Raw genomic sequence first — 1,677 nt, 5'->3', positions numbered from 1 at the left:
GTCGGCGGCCCGCTCCTCCTCCAGGACCAGCACCTCCTCGAGAAGCTCGCCCGGTTCAACCGCGAGCGCATCCCGGAGCGCGTGGTGCACGCCCGCGGCTCCGGCGCGTACGGCCACTTCGAGGTGACCGACGACGTCACCGGCTTCACCCACGCGGACTTCCTGAGCACGGTCGGCAGGCGCACCGAGGTCTTCCTGCGCTTCTCGACGGTCGCGGACAACCTGGGCGGCGCGGACGCGGTGCGCGACCCGCGCGGCTTCGCGGTCAAGTTCTATACGGAGCAGGGGAATTACGACCTCGTCGGGAACAACACCCCGGTGTTCTTCATCAAGGACCCGATCAAGTTCCCCGACTTCATCCACTCGCAGAAGCGGGATCCCTTCACGGGCCGTCAGGAGCCGGACAACGTCTGGGACTTCTGGGCACACGCCCCCGAGGCCACGCACCAGATCACCTGGCTGATGGGCGACCGCGGCATCCCGGCCTCGTACCGCCACATGAACGGCTACGGCTCGCACACCTACCAGTGGACGAACGCCGAGGGCGAGGCCTTCTTCGTCAAGTACCACTTCAAGACGAACCAGGGCATCCGCTCCCTGTCCTCCGAGCAGGCCGCCGAGACCGCGGGCAAGGACCCCAACTCGCACCAGACTGACCTGCTTCAGGCCATCGAGCGCGGAGTGCGCCCGTCGTGGACTTTGTACGTCCAGGTCATGCCTGCGGCCGAGGCGGACGGTTACCGCTTCAACCCGTTCGACCTGACGAAGGTCTGGCCGCACGACGACTACCCCCTCCAGCGGGTGGGCCGGCTGGTCCTGGACCGCAACCCGGACAACGTGTTCGCGGAGGTCGAGCAGGCCGCGTTCTCCCCGAACAACTTCGTTCCCGGCATCGGCCCTTCGCCGGACAAGATGCTCCAGGGCCGCCTGTTCGCGTACGCGGACGCGCACCGCTACCGGCTGGGCGTCAACCACACCCTGCTGGCGGTCAACGCCCCCAGGGCGACGGTGGCGAGCAACTACGGCCGGGACGGCCTGATGGCCGCCAACTCCCAGGGCCGCGCGGCGAGGAACTACGAGCCGAACTCGTACGGCGGCCCGACGGAGACCGGCCGCCCCCTGTCGGCGCCGCTCGCGGTGAACGGCCACACCGGCACGTACGAGACCCCGCTCCACACCAAGGACGACCACTTCTTCCAGGCGGGCGAGCTGTACCGCCTGATGTCGGAGGAGGAGAGGTCCCGGCTGGTCGCCAACATCGCCGGCGGGCTCTCCCAGGTCTCCCGCGACGACGTGGTCGAGAAGAACCTCGCCCATTTCCACGCCGCCGACCCCGAGTACGGCAGGCGCGTGGAGGAGGCGGTGCTCGCCCTGCGCGAGGACTGACCTCCCAACTCCCAAGCTGCGCCCCGGGTCTGACGGGAGGTCGGACCCCAGGCGCGTCGCCCGTGAAGCCCGTGGACCCGGATGAGGGGTTGTCGACGGGCGGAGCGGGCCGGCCGAGGACCGCGGCGGTACGTGAGCCAGTGCGGTGGTGAAGGTCCCGGAGCCCCCTTCTCGACGTGAGGGAAGGAAGGCCCCGGCCCGTCACGACCGCCGCGGTCCCGGACGACACCTTGATCGAGACGGCGAAGAGCGCCGGGTACGGACTGTCCGTACCCGGCGCTCTTCGCCGTC

General features: G+C 69.6%; 1 protein-coding gene. It reads left to right on the top strand.

Translation table 11 applies throughout. The features are described from left to right. Window positions 1–1,386 (top strand): catalase (locus tag AOK17_RS45335; RefSeq protein ID WP_055618496.1); only part of this gene is annotated, 1,386 nt, incomplete at its 5' end. Window positions 1,387–1,677: the final 291 nt, after the last annotated feature.

It is taken from the genome of Streptomyces phaeochromogenes (assembly GCF_001418655.1).
In the GTDB taxonomy this organism is placed as follows: Bacteria; Actinomycetota; Actinomycetes; order Streptomycetales; family Streptomycetaceae; genus Streptomyces; species Streptomyces phaeochromogenes.
Note: the sequence above shows the minus strand (reverse complement) of the source record. Positions and strands in the feature narration are given on the sequence as shown.